The organism is Labrys sp. Lb11 (assembly GCF_057554225.1).
Window position 1 is genome coordinate 1093355 of record NZ_BAAJOT010000001.1, and the last position, 20839, is coordinate 1114193.

General features: G+C 70.2%; 23 protein-coding genes. 12 read left to right on the plus strand and 11 right to left on the minus strand.

Features of this window, described 5'->3' with window-relative positions; translation table 11 throughout:
- The first annotated feature begins 48 nt into the window (after positions 1–48).
- The 7 genes from AC27L4_RS05100 to AC27L4_RS05130 all read left to right on the plus strand — a co-directional run bounded on the left by AC27L4_RS05100 (position 49) and on the right by AC27L4_RS05130 (position 7516).
- Positions 49–1611 (plus strand): ABC transporter substrate-binding protein, encoded by a 1563-nt coding sequence (locus AC27L4_RS05100; protein ID WP_487140895.1) that lies wholly within the window; start codon positions 49–51, stop codon positions 1609–1611.
- A 32-nt stretch (positions 1612–1643) separates the two neighbouring features.
- Positions 1644–2567 (plus strand): ABC transporter permease, encoded by a 924-nt coding sequence (locus tag AC27L4_RS05105; RefSeq protein ID WP_487140896.1) that lies wholly within the window; start codon positions 1644–1646, stop codon positions 2565–2567.
- Complete coding sequence (locus tag AC27L4_RS05110; protein ID WP_487140897.1) at positions 2564–3436, plus strand: ABC transporter permease; 873 nt, start codon at positions 2564–2566, stop codon at positions 3434–3436. Before AC27L4_RS05105 ends, AC27L4_RS05110 begins: the two co-directional genes overlap by 4 nt.
- Entirely contained in the window at positions 3437–4432 is a 996-nt protein-coding gene (locus tag AC27L4_RS05115) for an ABC transporter ATP-binding protein (RefSeq protein WP_487140898.1), read from the plus strand.
- Positions 4425–5279 (plus strand): ATP-binding cassette domain-containing protein, encoded by an 855-nt coding sequence (locus tag AC27L4_RS05120; RefSeq protein ID WP_487140900.1) that lies wholly within the window; start codon positions 4425–4427, stop codon positions 5277–5279. The genes AC27L4_RS05115 and AC27L4_RS05120 overlap by 8 nt, the downstream gene beginning before the upstream one ends.
- A gap of 541 nt (positions 5280–5820) precedes the next feature.
- Positions 5821–6099, plus strand: coding sequence for a hypothetical protein (locus AC27L4_RS05125; protein WP_487140902.1), 279 nt, complete (start codon positions 5821–5823; stop codon positions 6097–6099).
- A gap of 490 nt (positions 6100–6589) precedes the next feature.
- Positions 6590–7516 carry a calcium-binding protein gene (locus tag AC27L4_RS05130; protein WP_487140903.1) on the plus strand — a complete coding sequence of 309 codons (927 nt, stop codon included), beginning with the start codon at positions 6590–6592 and terminating at the stop codon, positions 7514–7516.
- Positions 7517–7652: 136 nt separating this feature from the next.
- On the opposite strand, the gene AC27L4_RS05135 is transcribed toward AC27L4_RS05130, so the two are convergent.
- Positions 7653–8678, minus strand: coding sequence for a zinc-dependent alcohol dehydrogenase family protein (locus AC27L4_RS05135; protein WP_487140904.1), 1026 nt, complete (start codon positions 8676–8678; stop codon positions 7653–7655).
- A 107-nt stretch (positions 8679–8785) separates the two neighbouring features.
- Here AC27L4_RS05135 and AC27L4_RS05140 point away from each other — a divergent pair, with 107 nt between their 5' ends.
- Complete coding sequence (locus tag AC27L4_RS05140) at positions 8786–9721, plus strand: LysR family transcriptional regulator (protein ID WP_487140906.1); 936 nt, start codon at positions 8786–8788, stop codon at positions 9719–9721.
- On the opposite strand, the gene AC27L4_RS05145 is transcribed toward AC27L4_RS05140, so the two are convergent.
- The 5 genes from AC27L4_RS05145 to AC27L4_RS05165 all read right to left on the minus strand — a co-directional run bounded on the left by AC27L4_RS05145 (position 9705) and on the right by AC27L4_RS05165 (position 14354).
- Positions 9705–10499, minus strand: a complete 795-nt coding sequence (locus AC27L4_RS05145; RefSeq protein ID WP_487140908.1) for an inositol monophosphatase family protein — start codon at positions 10497–10499, stop codon at positions 9705–9707. The genes AC27L4_RS05140 and AC27L4_RS05145 overlap by 17 nt on opposite strands.
- Before the next feature lie 44 nt (positions 10500–10543).
- On the minus strand, positions 10544–11443 hold the full coding sequence (locus AC27L4_RS05150) for an ROK family protein (protein WP_487140909.1): 900 nt from the start codon (positions 11441–11443) through the stop codon (positions 10544–10546).
- 113 nt (positions 11444–11556) lie between these two features.
- On the minus strand, positions 11557–12291 hold the full coding sequence (locus tag AC27L4_RS05155; RefSeq protein ID WP_487140910.1) for a phosphatase PAP2 family protein: 735 nt from the start codon (positions 12289–12291) through the stop codon (positions 11557–11559).
- Positions 12292–12565: 274 nt separating this feature from the next.
- Positions 12566–13291, minus strand: coding sequence for a phosphatase PAP2 family protein (locus AC27L4_RS05160; RefSeq protein WP_487140911.1), 726 nt, complete (start codon positions 13289–13291; stop codon positions 12566–12568).
- Between the two features lie 127 nt (positions 13292–13418).
- Positions 13419–14354: a diacylglycerol/lipid kinase family protein gene (locus AC27L4_RS05165; RefSeq protein WP_487140912.1), complete on the minus strand. Its 936-nt coding sequence runs from the start codon at positions 14352–14354 to the stop codon at positions 13419–13421.
- A gap of 305 nt (positions 14355–14659) precedes the next feature.
- Between AC27L4_RS05165 and AC27L4_RS05170 the strand changes: the two genes are divergently transcribed.
- The 3 genes from AC27L4_RS05170 (at position 14660) to AC27L4_RS05180 (ending at position 16935) form a co-directional block, all read left to right on the plus strand.
- Positions 14660–15025 carry a nuclear transport factor 2 family protein gene (locus AC27L4_RS05170; protein ID WP_487140913.1) on the plus strand — a complete coding sequence of 122 codons (366 nt, stop codon included), beginning with the start codon at positions 14660–14662 and terminating at the stop codon, positions 15023–15025.
- An 82-nt stretch (positions 15026–15107) separates the two neighbouring features.
- Complete coding sequence (locus tag AC27L4_RS05175) at positions 15108–15923, plus strand: helix-turn-helix domain-containing protein (RefSeq protein WP_487140987.1); 816 nt, start codon at positions 15108–15110, stop codon at positions 15921–15923.
- A 172-nt stretch (positions 15924–16095) separates the two neighbouring features.
- Complete coding sequence (locus AC27L4_RS05180) at positions 16096–16935, plus strand: protein-L-isoaspartate O-methyltransferase family protein (protein ID WP_487140914.1); 840 nt, start codon at positions 16096–16098, stop codon at positions 16933–16935.
- An 11-nt stretch (positions 16936–16946) separates the two neighbouring features.
- On the opposite strand, the gene AC27L4_RS05185 is transcribed toward AC27L4_RS05180, so the two are convergent.
- The 4 genes from AC27L4_RS05185 to AC27L4_RS05200 form a co-directional block, all read right to left on the minus strand.
- Entirely contained in the window at positions 16947–17525 is a 579-nt protein-coding gene (locus tag AC27L4_RS05185) for a hypothetical protein (RefSeq protein WP_487140915.1), read from the minus strand.
- Between the two features lie 433 nt (positions 17526–17958).
- Positions 17959–18486, minus strand: coding sequence for a hypothetical protein (locus tag AC27L4_RS05190; protein WP_487140916.1), 528 nt, complete (start codon positions 18484–18486; stop codon positions 17959–17961).
- A gap of 161 nt (positions 18487–18647) precedes the next feature.
- Positions 18648–19019, minus strand: coding sequence for a GcrA family cell cycle regulator (locus AC27L4_RS05195; protein ID WP_487140917.1), 372 nt, complete (start codon positions 19017–19019; stop codon positions 18648–18650).
- Complete coding sequence (locus AC27L4_RS05200; protein WP_487140919.1) at positions 19019–19177, minus strand: hypothetical protein; 159 nt, start codon at positions 19175–19177, stop codon at positions 19019–19021. Before AC27L4_RS05200 ends, AC27L4_RS05195 begins: the two co-directional genes overlap by 1 nt.
- Positions 19178–19357: 180 nt before the next feature.
- On the opposite strand from AC27L4_RS05200, the gene AC27L4_RS05205 reads away from it, so the two are divergent.
- Positions 19358–20062 (plus strand): LexA family transcriptional regulator, encoded by a 705-nt coding sequence (locus AC27L4_RS05205; RefSeq protein WP_487140921.1) that lies wholly within the window; start codon positions 19358–19360, stop codon positions 20060–20062.
- Positions 20063–20464: 402 nt separating this feature from the next.
- Here the strand turns inward: AC27L4_RS05205 and AC27L4_RS05210 are convergent, their stop codons facing one another.
- The gene (locus AC27L4_RS05210) at positions 20465–20731 is read right to left on the minus strand and encodes a hypothetical protein (protein WP_487140922.1); all 267 of its coding nucleotides are present in this window, start codon (positions 20729–20731) and stop codon (positions 20465–20467) included.
- Positions 20732–20839: the final 108 nt, after the last annotated feature.

A 20839-nucleotide genomic window follows, 5' to 3' on the forward strand; every position in this document is an offset into this window, starting at 1 on the left:
AACGAAACCGTCCATCCAAGCCGCTTGCCCGAACCAGGAGGGGTAGACATGAACAGACGACCGCAGCCGCGCCTTGCCGGAGCTTCGATCAAGCTTGCCCTGATGCTGGCCTCGGCCGCAGCCCTCGCCGGCCTGCCGGCGGCGGCGCAGGCCCAGAAGCTGACCGTCGCCCGTTCGGTCGACGCCGACAGCCTCGACCCGCACAAGACCTCCAACACCCAGTCGCTGCAGGTCACCAACCTGATCTACGACACGCTGCTCACCATGGACAAGGACGGCTCCGTCCATCCCGGCGTCGCCAGGTCCTGGACCGTCTCCGACGACGGCAAGACCTACAGCTTCGTCATCCGCGAGGGCCTGGCCTGCCATGACGGCACGCCCTTCGATGCGGCTGCCGCAAAGTTCAGCATCGACCGCGCTCTCGATTCCAAGACCGGCAATCCCAACAAGTCCGGCTGGGGACCGATCACCGGCACCGCCGTCGAGGGCGACACGCTGAAGCTGACCCTGTCCGAGCCGTTCGGGCCGCTGCCCTCCTTCCTGACCGGCATCCAGTCCTCGCTGGTCTGCCCGTCGGCGGTGAGCGGCGACAGCTTCAAGCCGGTCGGCACCGGCCCGTTCAAGTTCGTGAGCTGGACCCGCAACGACCGCATCACCCTGGCGGCGAACGAGGCCTACAAGAACGTCAACCCGATGGTCGCCAACCCGGGCGCCCCCCACGTCAAGACGCTGGAGATCGCGGTCATCCCCGAGGCGGTCGCCCGCATGGCCGCCCTGCGCTCGGGCGAGGTGCAGATGGCCGAGCCTTCGCTGGAGGAGGCCGCCGATCTCGGCAAGGATCCGGACTTCAAGGTCTATTCGGCCGATCTTTCCGGCCAGCAGGCTTTCGCCGCCTTCACCTGGAAGATCAAGCCGCTCGACAATCCCGACGTCCGCCGGGCCATCGGCATGGCGCTCAACCGGGAGAGCTACGCGGCCATCGCCTTCGAGGGCCTGGTCAAGATCGGCGAATGCCCGGCCGCGCCCAATCTCTTCGCCACCGACGAAGCGCTCTGCGCCGGCTGGGGCGTGAAATACGATCCGGACGCGGCCAAGGCCCTGCTCGCCAAGGCCGGCTACGGGCCGGACAAGCCGCTCAAGATCTCCCTCTCCGTGCACAAGCTGCCGGGCTGGGACCAGATGCACCAGATCATGCAGCAGGATCTGGCGGCGATCGGCGTGCAGGCCGAGATCGAAACCCGCGAGGTCGCCGCGTTCTTCGACCACATGAAGGGCGAGAACGAACGCACCGAGGGCAAGCCCGTGGTGTGGACGATGGGCTTCTCCGGCGTCGATCCCGACTATCTCTCTCTGGTCTGGAAGCGGCCGGGCTTCGTCAACATGGGCATCAATGCCGAGCTTGACGCCATGCTCGACGAGCAGCGCCGGCTGAGCGGCCAGGCGCGGACCGAGAAGCTGCACGCCATCCACAAATACCTGCTCGAGAACGGCTATGCCGTGCCGCTGGTGTCGCCGGGCTGGGGCTGGCTGATGGCGTCCTCCGCCAAGGTCGAGGGCTTCCGGCTCGGCTTCATGGTGTCGATGCTGTTCAACGACGTCACCCTGCATTGACGCCGGCAGCCGGCCAGGGGTAACCCGCCTTCATGCTCGCCCAGATCGGAAAGCGCGCGGCGACCGGCTTTGCCACGATCGTCGCCATCATCATCCTCTCCGGCCTGCTGGTGCACCTGGTGCCCGGCGATCCGGTCACGGCGATGATGGCCGAATCGGCCGACGCCACGCCCGAACTGATGGCGGCGATGCGCGCGCGCCTCGGGCTCGACCTGCCGGTGTGGCAGCAGGTCGGCCTCTATCTCCTGCGCGCGCTGCAGGGCGATTTCGGCATCACCATCCGCGGCGGCGAGCCCGTGCTCGGCCTCCTTCTGGCGCGCCTGCCGAACACCTTCATGCTCGCGGCCTGCGGCCTGCTCGTCGCCCTCGCGATCGGCATGCCGCTCGGCTTCGTCGCGGCCCTGAACCGCGGCCGGGCCACCGACACGGCGGTGATGCTGATCGCCGTGCTCGGCGTCTCGATCCCGAGCTTCTGGCTCGGCCTCGTGCTGCTGCAGGTGTTCTCCCTGCATCTGCGCTGGCTGCCGGTGGCGGGGTCGGGATGGCTCAACATGATCCTGCCGGCCCTGACCCTCGGCCTGACCTATTCGGCCCTGGTGGCGCGGATGACCCGTTCGACGCTCGTCGACATCCTGGCCGAGGACTATATCCGCACGGCGCGGGCGCGGGGCCTGCGCGCGCGCCAGGTTCTGCTGGTCCATGCCCTGCGGCCGGCGCTGATCAGCATCGTCACCGTGATCGGCCTCGTCTTCGCTTATCTGATGGGCGGGCAGGTGGTGATCGAGAACGTGTTCAGCTGGAACGGCATCGGACGTCTGGCCGTGCAGGCCATGCTGCAGCGCGACTACCCGATGATCCAGGGCTTCATCATCGTCTTCGCCGTCTCGGTGGTGCTGGTGTCGATGGCGCTCGATATCCTCTACAACCTCCTCGACCCGCGGACGAGGGCGCGATGAGCAGCACGCCCGATACGGCGCCGGCTGCGACCGGCGGCATGGTTCGTCGGCGGCGATCCGTCTCCTGGCCGGTGCTGGTCGGCGGCGTGCTGCTGGCGCTGGTCGCCGTGGCAGCACTGTCCGCGCCCGCCCTCGCCCCCTTCGATCCGATGCGCATGGCCGCCGGGCCGCGCCTCGCCGCGCCATCGGCGGCGCACTGGTTCGGCACCGACGAGTTCGGCCGCGACCTCCTCAGCCGCGTCCTGCACGGCACGCGCCTGTCGATCGGCATCGGCCTGGTCGCGGTCGTGCTCGGCCTTCTGGCCGGCGGCACGGCCGGGCTGTTCGCCGCCTTCAGTGCCCGCTGGGTCCAGGCGCTGGTGCTGCGCGTCGTCGACGTGCTCTATTCCTTCCCCGATACGCTGATCGCCCTGGCGCTGGTCGCATTCCTCGGCCCCGGCATCGACAACGCGACCATCGCCATTGCCATCAGCCTGGTGCCGTTCTACGCGCGCGTCGCCTATGGCCTGGCGATCGTCGAGCGCAACAAGCCCTATATCGAGGCGGCGCGGCTGGCGGGCGTCGGCCATCTGCGGCTGCTGCGCGTGCACGTCCTGCCCAATATCGGCCAGACCCTGATCGTGATGGGCACGCTCGGCTTTTCCTCCGCGATCCTGTCGGCGGCCGGGCTGTCCTTCCTCGGTCTCGGCGTCCAGCCGCCGGCGCCGGAATGGGGGGCGATCCTGGCCAGCGGGCGCAACTACATCGCCAAGGCGCCGTGGATCCTGATCTTCCCGGGGCTGGCCATCTGCCTCACCGTCCTCTCGTTCAACCTGCTCGGCGACAGCATCCGCGACCTGCTCGACCCGCGCCAGCGCGGCAGGCGCTAGATGGCGGCCTCACCACGTCTTTCCGTGCGCGACCTCGATGTCGAGATCGAGACCGGAACCGGCCCGGCCCTGGCCGTCGCCGGCGTCGGCTTCGACCTTTTCCCCGGCGAGATGCTGGCCCTGGTCGGGGAATCCGGCTGCGGCAAGAGCATGACGGCGCTGGCCCTGATGCAGCTTCTGCCGCGTCCGCCGGCGCGGGTGACGCGGGGACGGATCGAGATCGACGGCGTCGACGCGCTCGGGCTCGACGAGCGCGGCCTGGAGGATCTGCGCGGGCGGCGCATCGGCATGATCTTCCAGGAGCCGATGACCTCGCTCAACCCGGTGCTGACCATCGAGCGCCAGATGACCGAGGGGCTGATCCGCCATTTCGGCCTGTCGCGATCCGAGGCCAGGGGCAGGGCGACGGCGGCGCTCGCCGACATGAGGATCGTCGACCCTGGCGATGTGATGCGCCGGCACCCGCACCAACTCTCCGGCGGCATGCGCCAGCGCGTCATGATCGCCGCCGCCATCGCCCTCGAACCCGGCGTGCTGATCGCGGACGAGCCGACCACGGCGCTCGACGTCACCGTCCAGGCGCAGGTGCTGGACCTGCTGGCCGGCCTGCGCGACCGCGGCTCGGCCGTGCTGATGATCACCCACGACCTCGGCGTCGTGGCCGAGACGGCCGACCGCGTCGCCGTGATGTATGCGGGACGCATCGTCGAGTGCGCCGCGGTCGATGTCGTGCTGGGTGCGCCGGCGCACCCCTACGCCCAGGGGCTGCTCGCCTCCCACCTCGTGCCGCATGCCGCGCCGCGCGCGCCGGGCAGCTTCCCGCCGCCGCTGCCGGTGATCCCCGGCACCGTGCCGCCGCTGAACGCGCGGCCGAGCGGCTGCGCCTTCCGCGACCGCTGTCCCCGCGCCGGGCAGCTCTGCGCCGAACGGACGCCGCCCCTGGTCGAGGTCGCGCCGGGCCATGCTGTCGCCTGCTGGAGGCCGGCCCATGGCTGACGCGCCCCTGCTCGAAATCCGCAACGTGTCGCGGCGCTTCTCGCCGAGCCTGCTTGCCGTCGACGACGTGTCCCTGACCCTGGCGCGCGGCGAGACGATCGGAATCGTCGGCGAGAGCGGATCGGGCAAGTCGACCCTCGGACGGATGGTGGTCGGCCTCGACGCGCCGACCAGCGGCAGCATCCTGGCGGACGGCGTCGACGTCGCCGCCCGCGGCGCGCCGGCGCGGCGGGCCCAGATGGTGTTCCAGGACCCCTATTCCTCCCTGAATCCGCGCATGCCGATCGGCCGCCAGATCGGCGAATCCCTGCTGGCGCAGGCGCGCCTCTCCCGCGCCGCCATCGACGGGGTGGTGGCCGACCTCCTGGAAAGGGTCGGCCTGCGGGCGGCGCAGGCCGGCCTCTACCCGCACGAGTTCTCGGGCGGCCAGCGCCAGCGCATCGCCATCGCCCGAGCCCTGGCGCCGCAGCCGGACCTGGTGGTCGCCGACGAGCCCGTCTCCGCCCTCGACGTCTCGGTGCAGGCCCAGATCCTCAACCTGCTGATCGACATCCAGCGCGAGGCGGGCCTGGCCTATCTGTTCATCGCCCACGACATCGCCGTGGTCGCTCATATCAGTCATACCGTGGTGGTGATGTATCGCGGCCGCGTGGTCGAGCGCGGCCTGACCCACGAGGTCGTCGGCGACGCCCGCCATCCCTACACAAGGGGGCTGCTCGACGCCGTGCCCCGCTTCGGCCGCCGCCGCCACCTGGACGGCGGCCGGCCCGCGGTCGAGGCGCCGCCTCGGGGCGGGGGCGAGATGCGCATGGTCTCGCCGACCCATGCCTATCTGGCGGAGGGATGAGCCCGCTGCGCGGGTGTCGGAACCGTGGCTCGACCCGTCCCGCCGGCCCGGAGGCGGGACTCTCTCCTGGCGACGGCCGGGGCTGCTCCGGCCCGATCCCATGGTTGGCCGGTCCTGGATCGGTCCGCCCGGCCTTCATCAGGGCGATGCTGCGGTTCAGCCGCCGGATGACGGCGCCGAGGCCGATGGCGACCGTTCCGAAGCCGATGGTCACCGCCGCAAGGATTTCATGGATCGCGGATTTGGCCTGGGCAAGCGTGACGAGGCCGAGAACCCACAACAGGACCGCGATGGCGTAGCTGAGAATGCCCATGCCGGGCGCTTCCGGACATGTTGCACCGAGCCGGCGCGACACCCGACCTTGCCGGGGAAGGAGAGACCTGCGCCAGCTTCTCGCCTCCCGGGCATTCGAAGGGACATCGGTTCGACATGAGGGCCGTTTCCCCTGTGCCAATGCGCACGGCGGGGATGGGAGGGGCCGCTAAAGTCGCCTCATCAAGCCGGCGCAAGGGCGCGGCGATCAGACCAGAGGACGACCACCATGTTCCGCAAGCTCCTTTCCGCCGGCCTCGTCGCGACCACCCTGGCCGGAGCCACCCTCGCCACCACCGGCGCCGCCGAAGCCCGCAACGGCCGCAACGCCGCCTTCGCCGCCGGCGCCGTCGGCGGCCTGCTCCTCGGCGGCCTCGTCGCCAGCTCCTACGGCCGCGGCTACGGCTACGAGCCGGTCTACTACGAGCCGACCTGCTTCTGGCGCAAGCAGCGCGTCTACGACGGCTACGGCTACTACCACTACGAGCGCGTGCGCATCTGCCGCTGACCTCCCGGTTCGAGCGTCGAGCCATCGTCGCGCCCGGACAGCAACTCGACGCACGAGGAAGCCCCGCAGAACCCTGCGGGGCTTCTTGTCGTCTGGTGGAGTCTCTTCGCCGCGATCTTATGTAGCTGGCTATGTATTTCCGATCGTGGCGGACCTCTGGAAGGTGGCAGGAGGGGGACGTGTCGGCTCAGTCCCGGTCCCGCCGGTTGACCAAGGGAGGCTTGGCGATGTCTCACGCATTCGCAAGTTGTCTGATGAATAGGATGTCCGGACAACTTTACGGAATAGTATCATTTCGGCGACAATGAGGAGGCATTTTGCGGTATCTAAATACTAATCTCAGGAAAAACTAAGAAGCGATGGATAGAGGTATTATAATAATCCATTTGCAGGTAAAATGATAACGCGTTATGGTCTCTCCGTTCGTGCCGAAGCTGTGGGCTGCGTGCCGATGCTTGAGTGCACTGGATAAATTTTAGGGAGACTGGGAATGGCTTTGGCAAAGACGAACGTCGCTACCCCATTCGACAACGATACGTTCTGGGTTCCCAACCTGAACGACGCGACCAACGTCCACTTCGAGAACACGAAGTCATCGACGGGCAGCCCGCTGCTCGGGCAACAGACGATCGTCTATCAGAAACTCGTCTTCGACTATAACGGCCAGCATTACTCTTACCTCGGAGACTGGACCGTCACGATCGACCGCAGCCTCCTCACGGGATCCGTCAGCGCTTCGGGAACCTACAAGACCGTCAACGTCGACTCCGGCAACCAGCAGGTCCAATCCTACAGCAACAGCGCCGGCATCGACGTCGATCTCGGCTCGCGTGCGAACGTCCCGCTCCTCAACCTTGTCGGTCTCGTCCTCGACCTGCTGATCCACAACCCGTCGTCCGGTTCCGGCGCCTTCGGGAACCTCAACACCGATGCGACGCCGAACCTGCCGGCCATCGCCTATTCGGGGCACGACACCATCACCGGCGGCATCGGCGCGGACATCCTGCACGGCTATGACGGCAACGACAAGCTGAACGGTGGCGACGGGGCGGACACCCTGATCGGCGGCCGGGGCAAGGACGTCATGACCGGCGGTTTCGGCCCCGACACCTTCGTCTTCAACGCGGTGAACGAGAGCATTGCCGGGTCCGGCCGCGACGTCATCACCGACTTCGCGAGCTCCGACAAGATCGACCTCAGCGCGATCGACGCCAATGCGAGCATCCCCAACAACCAGGACTTCATCTTCGACGGACTCGGGTCGGCGGACCGGCATGTCGGCCAGGGGCACGTCAAGTATTATTATTATGGTAGCAACACATACATCGTCGGCAATACGGGGTCCGGTCCCAATGGAAACTTCCAGATCGAGCTGACCGGTCACCATATCCTGTCGGATACCCAGTTCATCTTGTAGGTCGCGCAGCCCTGTGCCGGCATCTCGATGCCGGATCCGGGCATGGCCCTTCCAGAACGGGGCCGGCTGCATCGCGGCCGGCCCTTTCCTCCCGGCGAGGCTCTTGCTCGCCGCAGCGAGTTTCAGGAACGCCCCCTCAGCGCATCTCGATCACGATCTTGCCGAAGGGGCCTCGGTCGAGGTGATCCAGCGCGCGCGGCAGGTCGGCCAGGCCGTAGCGGGCGTCGATGACGGGCCGCAGGGCCAGCAGGTCGACCGCACGGACGAGATCCTCGAGCGACCGGCGATGGCCGACGCTGATGCCGTCGATGGTCAGGCCCTTCAGCATCAGCGGACCGACCGGGCCCGACACCTCGAACCCATCCAGCACGCCGATCACCGAGATACGTCCGCCCATCGCCGCCGCTTCGATCGACCGGCCGAGATGGGCTCCGCCGACGATCTCGAGGATGTGGTCGGCGCCGCGATCGCCGGTGAGTCGATAAATCGACTCGACCCAATCCTCCGTCGTACGGTTTACGCCGTGCGTGGCTCCGAGCGCCCGGACCCGGGCCAGCTTGTCGGCGTCGCCGGACACGACGATCACCTCGGCGCCGCGGGCTTTGGCAATGGCGAGGCCGAACAGGGCGACGCCACCGGTGCCGTGCACCACCACGATCTGGCCGGGCTGCACCGCGCCGCGTTCGACGAGGGCCGTCCAGGCGGTCAGCCCGGCGATGGGCAACGTGCTCGCCTCGCCGTCGTCGAGGCTCGCCGGTGATGCTGACGCCCAGTCCTCGGACAGGGCCACGTGTTCGGCAAGGACGCCGGGACGTGCGCCGCCCAGCGTGACATAGGGCGGCCGGCGCGCCGAACCGGCATTGCGTCCTTCGATCCAGCCCGGCACGAAGGTCGAGATCACCCGGTCGCCCGGCCGGAAGCGCGTCGCCCCCGAACCGACGGCCACCACGGTGCCGGCCATGTCCGAGGCGGGGGTGAAGGGAAAGGCGAGCGGCAGGCCCATGCCGGTCTCGATCACGAGCTTGTCGCGATAGTTCAGGGCCACGGCCGCGACCTTGATCAGCAGTTCGCCCGGCCCCGGCTCGGGGATCGGCGCCGTGCCGAGCGTCAGGCGGTCGCGGCCGATCGCGTCCATGGTCCAGCGCCGCATCGTGTCGGTCATGTGCTTCTCCGTTCCTCTGCGTTTTGAACGCGGATCGGCACGATACCGTTGCTGTTTCAGCGCCAGTGGCGATAAGATTTCGCCGAATTGGTTCGTATGAGGCGCCAATGACGATCCCGAGCGACCAACTCGCCGGTCTCTCCGTCTTCGTCGAAGCCGTGCAGGCCGGCGGGTTCTCCACTGCGGCCGCGCGGCTGAATCTGTCGCGTTCGGCCGTCGGCAAGGCAGTGGCGCGACTGGAGCGCCGCCTGAGCGTCCGCCTGTTCCACCGCACCACCCGCAGCCAGAGCCTGACCGAAGACGGCCAGGCCTTCTATGAGCGCTGCCTTCGTGCACTGGAGGAGATCAGGGCCGGGGAGGCCATGCTCGAATCGGGCAAGCGCGAGGTTGCCGGGCGGCTGCGCGTCTCCATGCCCGTGCTGTTCGGCCGACGCTGCGTGGCGCCCGTCCTGACCGATCTGGCGCGGCGGCATCCCCGCCTCGAGCTCGACCTCAATTTCAGCGACCGGCCGGTCGACCTGATGGAGGACGGCTTCGATCTCGCCGTGCGCAACGGGGCGCTGAGCGACGCCTCCGGGCTGATGTCGCGTCGTATTGCTCATCAGCGCATGACGCTGTGCGCGTCCCCCGCCTATCTGGCGGCCCATGGCGCGCCGGCCACGCTCGAAGAGCTGAAGAGCTGCCAGACCGTCGCCTATGCGCGATCGGGCTGGGTCAGGCCATGGCTGTTTCCCGTCGAGGGGGCGCCGGACATGGTGATCCAGCCGAGGGCCCGGCTGCGTTTCGACGATCTGGAGGCCGTCGCCGACGCCGCCGCGGCCGGCATGGGCCTGACCTGGCTTCCGTGCTGGCTGGTGCGCGACCGGGTGCTCGCGGGCGCCCTGGTGCGGGTGCTGACCGAGCTGCCCGGCCTGGTGTTCGACGTCCATGCGCTCTGGCCGCGGACGCCACACCTGCCGCTGCGCATTCGCCTTGCCATCGACACTCTGGCTGAGGCCCTGCCGCGGGCCACGGACTGGGTTGGCGCTACGGCGCGTCCTTGAACAGCGCGTCCAGCTCGGGCAGCAGGCTCGGCGGCCCGGCAATCAGGCGATTGCCCTTCCACAGGCCGTCATCGGCCAGGAAGTCGTTGGAGGCCCCGCCGGCAGCCTCGATCACCGCCAGGGCGCCGAGGCAGTCCCAGGAGTTGATATGAGCCTCGACATAGCCGATCAGCCGGCCGCAGGCGACCTGGCACAGCATCAGCGCCCCCGAGCCGTCACGATAATACATCGCGCCCTTGCGCAGGAGGCGGCTGAAGACGGGAAGGAAGACATCGGGGGTGACGCGCGGCGAATAACCGACGCCGAGGAGCCCATTGGAGAGGCTCGGCGCGGCGCTGACCCGGATCTGCTTGCCGTTGAGCGTCGCGACGCCGCCGCGGCGGCCGATGAAAACCTCGCCCCGCGCCGGACTGGCGACGAAGCCCATCGCGATCCGGCCATCGACCAGAAGGGCGATCGAGACGCACCAGGACGTCATGCCGCTGACGAAGGGCTGCGTGCCGTCGATCGGATCGACCACCCAGACCGCCTCGCTGCCTTCGATCTCGCTGCGGCCGGTCTCCTCGCCGAGGAAGCCGTCCTGAGGGAAGCGCTGCCTGAGGCGGTCGTGGATCAGGATCTCGGTGTTGACGTCGGCTTCGCTGGCCATGTCCTGCAGGCCCTTGCTCTTGATGGTGAGCGTGTCGAGCCGGCGGAAATAGGAGAGCGCCAGCTCGCCGGCTTCGACGATCAGGGCGGAGGCGAAGTCGAAGCGGTCCTGGAGTGCGGCCTTGTCCATCATGGGTCCTGTCGGTCTGGTAAAGGGAGGCGGAGTGGCCGGGATCAGCCGTCCTTCCACAGCCAGGCGGCGCCGCGCACGCCGCTCGAATCGCCGTGCACGGCTTTGCGGATCGGCGTTTCGAACACCGGCGAGAAGGTGTAGCCGGCGATGGCGGCCGGCAGGTCGGTGTAGAGCTCGTCGACATTGGACATGCCGCCGCCCATGACGAAGATGTCGGGGTCGAGCGTGTTGACCACCACAGACAGCCCGCGGGCCGCCCGGTCGATGTAGCGGTTCCACACCAGGCGCGCCAGCCGGTCGCCGGCCCGCATCCGGGAGACGATCTCCTTGGCCTTGAGCTCCTGGCCGGTATGGCGGGCATAGTCGGCCTGGAAGCCGCGCCCGGACACCCAGGTCTCCATGCAGCCGTGCTTGCCGCAATAGCAGGGTGTGCCGGGGATCTCGCTGATGTCGGGGAAGGGCAGGGGATTGTGGCCCCAGTCGCCGGCGCTGTTGTTGGGCCCGTGATGAGCACGCCCGCCCACCGCGATGCCGGCGCCGGCGCCGCTGCCGAGGATGACGGCGAACACCACGTTGTAGCCGGCGCCGGCGCCGTCCACCGCCTCCGAGGCGGCCAGGCAGTCCGCGTCGTTCTCGACACGGATCTCGCGCCCGAGGGCTTCGCGCAGGTCCTTCTCGACCGGCTGGCCGAGCAGCCAGGTGGAGTTGGCGCCCTTGCCGAGGCGGGATTTCGGCTCGAGCGAGCCGGGAATGCCGATGCCGATGCTGCCGGTCTGGCCGGTTTCCTGCTCGAGGCGGGCGATCAGCTGCTTGATCATCCGGATGCAGCCGGGATAGTCGTGCCGGGGCGTGTCCTCCCGCAGCCGTGCCAGCTCGGTGCCATCCGGCGTCAGGGCGACGCCCTCGATCTTCGTGCCACCCCAGTCGATGCCGATCAGCATTCCGTCCTCGCGATTCCTGCGGGAGTGCCCCCGATTCTCCACCACGCCAGACTACAGAAAGGCGGCTTCATGGGAATGGCCTTCTGCCGGGGGAAAACGTTTGGCGGGCGTGGTTACCCCGTCGTGGCGCTGAGCTCGCGTCTCGCTTTTGCCGCCAGTCGTGCCAGGCCCCACCACGCCATCGCCCAGGCCGAGCCGATGCACCAGCCCGCCAGCACGTCGGTCGGCCAATGCACGCCGAGATAGACCCGGCTGCAGCCGACGAGCAGCGTCACGACGATGGCGACGCCCATCACATAGACGCGCTGGCGCGTCTCCGCCTGCTCTCCGGCGAGCAGGGCGCCGAGCATCAGGTAGGTGATCGCCGCGGCCATGGCGTGGTCGCTGGGGAAGGACAAGGAATGCACCCCGGCGAGATGGCTGACGAGATCGGGACGCGGGCGGGCGACCACCGCCTTCAGCACGGTGCAGAGCCGCGCGCCGCCGATGGTCGCGATCGCCAGCAGAGCGGCGGTGATGGCGTCGGGCCTGAGCAGGAGGCGGCCGACCGCGGCAAGGGTGACCAGCGCCAGCACCGGGGCGCTGCCGAGGCTGGTGATGCTGGCGAAGGCCGGCGCGAGCCAGGCCGGGCCGACCGGTTCGGCGCTGCTGCCTTGTGTGCGCAGGGCCAGCAGCAGCGTCCGGTCGAACGCGAAGGCGTGGCCCGCCATCACGGCGGCGGCCAGGACGATGAAGCCGGCGAAGCCGAGGCAGGCGATGGACACGGCGCAGACCAGGGCGAGGGGCGAACTCTCGTGGCGGCTCCGTTTCCGTGCTCCCGGGGGCGGCGGCATCCTTGGGCTGGGCATGGGCGTGACTCCATGATCGCGCCCGCGTGTCGGGGGGGCACGGTCGACGCCGCCGCGTCGATCTGGCCGGAATACGGGGGGACGGAGGGACGGGCGACCGGTTTTGCCGGCGATTTCTACCCCGGTATCATGGCGTGGGCATGGCTCTCGCCGCCTCCGGCGCGATGACCCGCGGGGCCGTAGGTCGGATGCGGTCGTGCGATGGGGCGGCAGCTTGGCGGACTCGCCGTCGGTGGCGATCCGCATGCGCCGGTGCCGTGAGCCGAGGCAACCGTCAGCCCCCGGTCGAGGAGCCGGCGCGCCGGGCCTTGGACAGGCGCCAGGCGATAGTGCCCCACAGCATCGCCCAGGCGGCGCCGATGCACCAGCCGGCCAGGACGTCGGTCGGCCAATGCACGCCGAGATAGACGCGGCTGCAGCCGATCAGCAGCGTCATGGCGATGGCGACGCTCATCACGTAGACGCGGATCCGCATCTGCGCCTGCTCCCGGGCCAGCAGGGCGCCGAGCGTCAGGTAGATGATCGCCGAGGCCATGGCATGGCCGCTGGGAAAGGACAGGGTTTGCACGTCGACGAGATGGCTGACGAGGTCCGGCCGCGGGCGGGCGACGACGGTCTTCAGCACCGTGCTGAGCAGGGCGCCGCCGCCGACCGAGACCAGCAGCAGCCCGGCGGCGGCGAAGCTGCGCTTGAGCAGGAAATAGCCGAGCGCCACGATGGTGATCAGCGTCACCACGGTGGTGCCGCCGAGGCTGGTGATGTCGGCGAACATCGGCTCGAGCCACCACGGCCCGATCGGATTGGCGGGGGCGCCGGGCGTGCGCAGCGCCAGCATCAGCGTGCGGTCGAAGGCCAAGGGCTCGCCCTCCATCACCTCGCCGGTGAGGATCGCGAAGAGGAGCAGGGCAACGGACGCAAGGCCGAGAATGGCCAGCAGGAGAAATTCCCGCCGGATCCGGTCCCAGGCGCCCGGGGGCGGCGATACCGGCGGGTTAGCCATGTCCGCGCGCTCCGGGATGGGCGGCCGCGCCCCAGCCGTCCGGCGGCACGGCTGGGGCGTCGAACCTGCCGGAATGCTGGTCGGACGGATGTGAGATCGTCTGCATGGCCCTGGTTTCAACCTGAGATCATGGCGTTGCCGTGGCTGGGGCCTCTGCCGGCGCGACAACCCGCAGCGCCGCCGGACGGACGCGGTAGTGCAGCGGCGGCGCCAGCTTGGTGACCTCGCCATCGGTGGCGATGCGCATCAGCCGGCGACGGGCGGCGATGTCGAGATGCTCGACGCGGAGCAGTTCGACGTCCTGGCCCGGACGGATCCTGCCCAGCACGATCTTGAGCGGCAGCACCAGGAGCCCGGCCAGGGTCTGCGGCTTGACCACGTAGACGCACAATTCGGCCGCGGCGAGCGACTCGCGGCGGCCGAGGGCGGCGAGATCGTAGAAATTGTTGCCGACGAAGACGCAGGGCGTCCGGATCTCGCCCCGGTCGCCGGTCGCCGATATCCGCACGGTCTGCCAGGGCGAGGCCCTGAGCGTCCGCAGCAGCGCCGGCCCGATCGCGGCGAGCTTGCTCATGCCGCGCCGCCGCTGCTCGATCGCGCGCTCGGCCACCAGGAAGGGATAGAGGCCGATGGAGGAGTTGTTGACGAAGACCCGGCCGTTGACCTCGGCCGCGTCGATGGCGCGGGTCCGGCCGGCCGCGACCACGTCCATCGCCGCCTCCAGATGGAGGGGAATGCCCAGGTCCCGGGCGAAGTGGTTGCGCGTGCCGAGGGGCAGCACGCCGAGCGCCACGCCGGTGCCGACGACGGCGGCCGCCAATGTGCCGACGGTGCCGTCGCCGCCGCCGGCCACCAGGACCGGCTGCGCACCGCCGTGGGCCGTCTGCGCGGCCTGTGCGACGAAGCCCTCGCCGAGGGCTGCGATCGCGCCGTCCTCGACGACCCGGACGTCGGCCGCCAGGCCGCGCTGCCGCAGCCCGTCGCGGATGAGGCCGCCGAGGGCGGCGCCGCCGGCGCGCGGGACCGATCCCGCTGCGGTGTTGAGAACCACAAGAACTGTCATTCACCGGCCATGGCGAACACTGGGACGGGGGCTCGCACCCAAGCAGGTTCTCCTGAACCTGCCTGGGCTTGCAAGTCCGAGCAGCTTTGATTTTGCATTGAAAATGCAAAATCAATCGTGGCGAAGGCGCCGCAAGCCGGCCTCTGCCCGAAGGAACTCGCCGGCAGGTGATATGGCCGGCGAGCGGGGTTTGTCGAGGGCGCCCGATCTCGTCATGATGACCTCCGACGTAATTGCCGCGGGGCGCCGGCCCGCCCATGCTCGGCCTGCCTGGATGGACCGGGCGACCGAACTGGAGATTTCCCATGACCCACGCCGCCGCGATAGCCGACCGCTACATCGCCATCTGGAACGAGACCGACCCCGCCCGCCGCCGCGCCCTCGTGGCCGAAGCCTGGACCGAGCAGGGCACCTATCGCGACCCGCTGATGGCCGGCGCCGGCCATGCCGAGATCGACGCCCTGGTGGCGGCGGTGCAGCATCGTTTCCCTGATTTCCGCTTCGCCCTGAGCGGGCGCGCCGACGGCTATGACGACCAGGTTCGCTTTTCCTGGGGCCTCGGCCCGGCCGGCGGCGAGGCCCTGATCAAGGGCACCGATTTCGCCGTCGTCGAGGAAGGCCGCCTGAAGGCCGTAACCGGCTTTCTCGACCTGGTTCCGGCCGGGGCCTGAGGGCAGGGATCGAGGGGAGGCGACGCAGATGACGCGGACCGACGCAGCCGTCGCCCGGGCCCGGGCGGAGGGGAGCCATGTGATGCGCAAGCCCGTCCGCACGGTCGGCGACAGTCTGCGCGAGTGGCGCCGGCGGCGGCGGATGAGCCAGCTGGACTTCGCCCTCGAAGCCGGCATTTCCCAGCGCCATCTCAGCTTCCTGGAGAGCGGCCGCTCGCTGCCCAGCCGGGACATGCTGCTGCGCCTGGCCGAGCGCCTCGACGTGCCGCTGCGCGAGCGCAACCCGATGCTGCTCGCCGCCGGCTATGCGCCGGTATTTCCGGAGCGTTCGCTCGACGATCCGGCTCTGGCGCCGGCGCGGCAGGCGATCGACCTGGTGCTGAAGGGCCACGAGCCCTTCCCGGCGCTGGCGGTCGACCGGCACTGGTCGCTGGTCTCGGCCAATGCCGCGCTCGCCCCGCTGCTGGGCGGGGTGCGCGACGCGGCGCTGCTGCGGCCGCCGGTGAACGTGCTGCGCCTCAGCCTCCACCCCGAGGGCCTGGCGCCACGGATCGTCAACCTGGCGCAGTGGCGCGAGCACCTGCTCGACCGCCTGCGCCACCAGATCGCCGTCAGCGGCGACCCCGTGCTGACGACGCTGATGCGCGAACTCGCCGCCTATCCCGCCCCTGCGGCGGGCCGGGCGGCAGCGGCGCACGACTATGCCGGCATGGTGGTGCCGCTGGAGCTGGAGAGCGAGGCGGGGCGGCTCTCCTTCTTCTCCACCACCACCGTGTTCGGCACGCCGGTCGACATCACCCTGTCGGAGCTGGCCCTCGAATCCTTCTTCCCCGCCGATGCGGAAACCGCCGAGGCGCTGCGCGCCCTTGCCGCCGCCGGGGCCGAGGCGGCGGGCTGACCGGCGCGTGCGGGCGGCTTCCCTGTCGAGGCGCCTGGCGATCTGGCGGGCATCGCGCCGAGCCGCGAGGACACGCCGAAGCGCGCGATCGGCAGCAAAGCGCGTTTCCGCGGAACGGACTTTGCTCTAGCCTGCCGGGCTCGGCAATCCGCATCGTGTCGAGGGGGCGGCCTTGACCGGCAATCGGCGCGCGAGCCTGGACGAGATCAGGGCCTTTCATGCCCGGCTGATGGCGGCCGCCAGCCGGTCCGCCGATCCGCGGCTGGAACGGGCGTTCGAGCTGGTGCCGCGCGAGGCCTTCATGCCGCCGGGACCCTGGCGGATCTGCCTGGACGGGCGCTATTTCGAGACGCCGAGCGCCGACCCCGTGCACCTCTACCAGAACGCGCTGGTCGCCCTTGATGCCGACAAGGGCATCAACAACGGCGAGCCGTTCCTGCACGCCGCCTGGCTCGGCATCGCCGCCCCGAAGAGCGGCGAGACCGTCTGCCATGTCGGCGCCGGCACCGGCTACTACACCGCCATCCTGGCGCTGCTGGTGCTGCCGGGCGGCCGGGTCGAGGCCTTCGAGCTCGAGGCGGATCTCGCCCGGCAGGCGCGCCGCAACCTGGAGCCGTTCGAGGGCGTGACGGTGACCGAGGGCGACGCGACCCGGCTGCCGCTGCCGCCCTCGGACCTGATCTACGTCAATGCCGGCGTGACGGCGCCGCCGCTCGCCTGGCTGCAGGCGCTGAAGCCGGGCGGGCGCATGATCTTTCCCTGGCGGCCGGCCGACGCGATCGGCCTCGCCCTGCTGCTGACCCGCACCGCGGCCGGCTATGCCGTGCGGCCGCTGATGCGCTGCTGGTTCATCCCCTGCATCGGCGCTTCCGGTCTCGCCGGCTGCACCAGGGTGCCGAGCAAGCGCCGGGCCAAAACCGTGCGCTCGGCCTGGCCGACGGCGGAAAGGGCGCCGGACGAGAGCGCCGTCGCGGTCTACCCGCATCTGTGGTTTTCCTCGGCCGCTCCCTGACCGGTGGACGCTTATCGCCACAGCCGGCACAGCAGGTTCAATCCGCTACGCAGGTCGCCGAGATCGGCCGGGCGGTCGGCGAGCACGGCGACCTTCAGCGCGGCGATGGCGGCGCGGCCGTCCGGGCCGTCGATCAGCGCGGCATAGGCGTCCTCATAGTCGCGGCGGATGCGGGCGGCGACATCCTGCGGCGGGGCCTCGCCGTCGTGCCATTCGGCTTCGACCAGGACCAGCGAAGGGCTGCGCGGAAAGGGCGCGGGGATGCCCATCAGCCGGGCATAGCGGGCCACCGTCCGGCCGAAACGTTCGCCCGCCGCATATTGCTCGGCGCTGATCTCGCCGGTGAGGCGCAGCCGGCCGAGAAAACTGCCGGCGAGATGGCTGCGCAACGCTTTTTCCGCCACGCCGAGCCGGCGGCGATTGTCCAGGGCCAGTTGCATGATCTCCTCGATGCTTTCGCGCTTGTAGCGCCCGCTGGGCTCGCGCTGCTTGAGTTCCCAGGGGTTGCTCGGGCGGATCATCGCCCGAAGCTCGATGGTGTTGCGGCGCGTGGCCGCGCCCGCGACGGGCGGGTCCTTGCGCTTGGGCATGCACTCTCCGGGAGGGCGCGTCGGCTTTCCGGCGGCCGCGCGGGACGCCGCGGTTCCAGGCTGACCGCGACGCCGGCCGATCCCCTCTCCCGAGCAAGTCGGATACGTCCGACTTGCCTTCCAGGGTGTCGATCTCGGGGACGCCCGAGATCGACGGGGAGGAGTAAGGGGGCGGGGGGCGGCGCGGGGCTCGTCCTGTCATGCACGACCCCCACCCTCTGTCACGACCCCCACCCTCTGTCCCTTCCCGCCCATCCCGGGTGTTCCCGGGACGGGCGGGCAAGGAAGGCGAGGCGGAAACATTCGACTTGCCGTGGGGGAGGGAAGGCGCAGGCGTCGCAGCCGAGCCGGAGCGGCGGCGTCTCGCACGGCCGCAGCCGACGTCGACGGGGACGGCGTCCGATCGTGTCAGCTGTCCGCGATCGAACGGGGCTCAGGCGCTCTCCGGCGGCGCCGCGTCGGCCGCGTGCTGCTCGAGCAGGCGCCATTCCGGGCGGTCGGGCGTGACGATCCTGGCGAGCGTGTTCTTGTCGCGCCGGCCGTCGCGGCCGCGCTCGATGCCGATCACCGCCCAGAAGCGCAGGCCGTCGAAATCGCCGTAGCTCTCGACCCGCCGGGCTGCGGCGGCCTCACGGGTTTCGTCGTCGGGCATGATGCCGTGGGCGCTTTCCAGCATGGCGCGCAGGCGCGCCTGGCTGATCTCGACCGCCTTCTTCTGGCCTTCGGTGCGGCCGCCGACGGTGACCTGCGACCAGAAGCGCTTCCAGGCGAAGGGGCCTTCGATCACGGTGAACTCGGCGTCGATCATCAGGCAGTCGCCGGATTTGGAGCGCCGCAGCCAGCCGCCTTCGCCGGCATGGCCGGGCCGCACATGCATCTGCAGCGCCGCTACGGCGCCGTCGGGAATAAGGTCGAACTTGTCGCTCTGCGGCAGGGCCTGGTTGAAGTCCATGACGGACATGATGGTCTCCTGTGGTTTCGGGATGAGGGACGGGGAAGGCAGGGGGAACCCGGTTACGGGGCGGGCAAGCCGTGTCGGAAACATCCGCGGCGGCGGGTGGAAGACGGCGGGGTGCGGCATGTCGGCGGCGCCTTGCCGGAAGGCTTGCGCGCCGCCCGGCCTCACGACTCGGCGCAGAGCGCGGCGGCCGATCCGGCCAGGCTCCGCGCCTGCGGGCCGGAGCGGTAGGGACAGGAGCGCTCGGCGGGGATCGCCAGGCTGGTCCAGCGCCCGCCGCTGGCCCTGAGGTCGCGCAGATGCGCGTTGCAGGCGAAGGCGGCGCGCCGGTCGGCGCCGTAGGGCTCCTCCGGCTCGGGGCGCGGCGTCGAGCCGCGCAGTTCCAGGTCGACGCCCTGCCGGCGCAGGCGCTTGACGCAGGAGATGACGGCGCTCTTCGTCCGCCGCAGCACCGCGCCGATCTCGGCGCTGGTCAGCCCCTGGGCATGCAGCGCCTTCAGGCGGGCGGTTTCCGTCTCGGTCCAGAACGCCGCCATCACGCCGCTCCGGCCAGCCGGGCGCCGGCGGCGATCAGCGCCGCAAGGCCGATCGCGACGGCGAGGAGCATCGGCGCGCGGCTGCGCGGCGTGGTCCGGCAGGCGTCGGCGTGCCAGTCCGTGCAGTCGTCGAGGTCGGGCAGGGGAGGGATGGGCATGGTCGGCGCCTCCGAGGGGTGAGTCCGGCTCGGCCGGAGATGGTCGAGGGCGGGGTCCGGCGTCGCGGTGGCCCCGATCGCGTGTCGCAGGCATACTTTCTGATTTTCAGAATTTGATGTCAAGCAAAAAATCTGATAATCATAATGGACGTGGTTTCCGTTATGCAGAAAGATACCGAGATGGAAACGGATGCGCTCGCCTGGATTCGGGAGGGGCTTGCCAAGCCCGGCAAGAACCAGAACGGGCTGGCGCGCGCGATCAATCGCGCTCCCTCGGCTGTCAGCGCCCTGCTGAAGGGCGCGCGCGAGTTGAAGGCCAAGGAGGTTCCGCTGATCGCCGCCTATCTGGAGGTGGCGCCGCCGGGCTCCGCCGCCATGCCGCACCCGGCCGCCGGCTTCCAGGATGCGCCCGGTCCGGTCGAGCCGGCCACCGCCCTGCCGCGCCCCGCCGGCGCCTTCCGCCTCGAGCCGGTCGCGGCGCCGCGGCTCAGCGAGGTGCTGACTCCGGTCTACGGCCTGGCGGTCGGCGGCGAGGATGGCCGTTTCTATTTCAACGGAGAAACCGTGGGCTGGGTGAAGACTCCCGAGCAGCTGGTCGGCGTCCGCAACGCCTATGCGCTCTATGTGGCGGAAGAGAGCATGGTGCCGCGCTTCAAGCCCGGCGAGCAGGTCTGGGTCAATCCGCACAAGACGCCGATCCGCGGCGACGACGTGATCGTGCAGCTCCACCCCGAGCGCGAGGGCGATGCGCCCGAGGGCTACATCAAGGAATTCCGTGGCTGGACGCCGAAGACGCTGCAGCTCTGGCAGTGGAATCCGCCGCAGGAGGTGCTGATCGACCGGCAGCTGGTCAAGAGCATCCACGTCATCGTCGGGCGCGGATAGGCCGCCGGCCTGCCGCGAGGGGATGCCGGGCCGGTTCCGGCGGCTGACGGCGCCCGTCCCGTCGGCGGCGCCGGCGCGGGATGCGGCTGGGCCGTCCGCCGGCCCGGGCTCGCCTTCGGCGTCCTGCGCGCCGCGGCGCGAGCGAGCCGGCGGGCGCCCCGCCCCGGCATCCCGGCTGCTTTCGGCGGAGGCCGGGCGCCTGGCCGCGATGGGGCGTGCCAGCGGCCATATCCCCGTCCGCCCGCTTCCGCCGGCCCGCTGCGCGGGAACTGCCTGGCTCATTCTCGTGCCGTGAGAGTTGAGGTGCGCCGCCGTACGCCGGCGGCCATGTGGGCGGGCCGACGGGCGCCGCCGGCGGGATGGAGGCCCGATCCGCCGGCGGCACTGCGCCGGGCGGGGCGTTCAGGCCGGCACCAGGGCTTCCGGCCAGTCCAGCGCGTCGGGCGGGACCGTGCCGACGCGCGCCAGGATCACCGTGTCGGCGGCTTCGCCGGTGGTCGGATCGCAGCGGCGCGACAGGGCGAGGGCGCCGGCTGCGCCGCCGAGCCGCTCGGCCAGCGCCACCGCCTCGGCGGCGCTGGTGGCCCGGCGCGGCTCGCCGGAGACGATTCGGCCGCGGCGGCCCGTCGCCACGAAGGGCTGCACGACGAAATGGGTGATGTGCGACATGCCGTCCCCTGCTGTTGCCGTTCCGTGAACAAAAAGAGAACAATGCCTCCGCCGAGTCAAGCCGGAGACGCCGGTCGCGGGGCGGGCATGCGCGTTTACCGAAAAATC